Source organism: Pseudomonas sp. 2995-1, from assembly GCF_002742505.1.
GTDB classification, from domain to species: domain Bacteria; phylum Pseudomonadota; class Gammaproteobacteria; order Pseudomonadales; family Pseudomonadaceae; genus Aquipseudomonas; species Aquipseudomonas sivasensis.
On the sequence record NZ_LJSA01000417.1, the window covers coordinates 1 to 575 of the forward strand.

1 protein-coding gene is annotated in these 575 nt (G+C 53.7%); it reads right to left on the reverse strand.

All coding sequences use genetic code 11. The features are described 5' to 3' along the window. Window positions 1-575 (reverse strand): ribonucleotide-diphosphate reductase subunit beta (locus tag AOA61_RS21680; RefSeq protein ID WP_143521236.1); only part of this gene is annotated, 575 nt, incomplete at both ends.

The following is a 575-nucleotide window of genomic DNA, read 5'->3' on the forward strand; positions in this document are numbered from 1 at the left end:
TCCCAGCTCAGCGCGCCGCCAGTCTGATACTCGATCACACGGGTTTCGAAGAAGTTTTTCTCTTTCTTCAAGTCCATGATTTCGCTCATCCACGGGAACGGGTTAGTCGTGCCTGGATACTCTTCTTCAAGACCAATCTGCGACAGACGACGGTTAGCGATGAACTTGAGGTAATCCTCCATCATCGCCGCGTTCATGCCCAATACGCCGCGCGGCATGGTGTCTCGAGCATATTCAATCTCCAGCTGAGTCCCTTGCAGGATCATCTGGGTCGCTTCTTCCTTCATCTCGGCATCCCACAGGTGTGGGTTTTCGATTTTGATCTGGTTGATCACATCGATACCGAAGTTCAGGTGCATCGACTCATCGCGCAGGATGTACTGGAACTGTTCCGCCACGCCGGTCATTTTGTTGCGGCGACCCATGGAGAGGATCTGGGTGAAGCCGCAGTAGAAGAAGATGCCTTCCAGCACGCAGTAGTAAGCAACGAGGTTGCGCAGCAGTTCTTTGTCGGTCTCAACGGTGCCGGTTTCGAACTTCGGATCGGAGATCGAACGGGTGTACTTCAGGCCCCA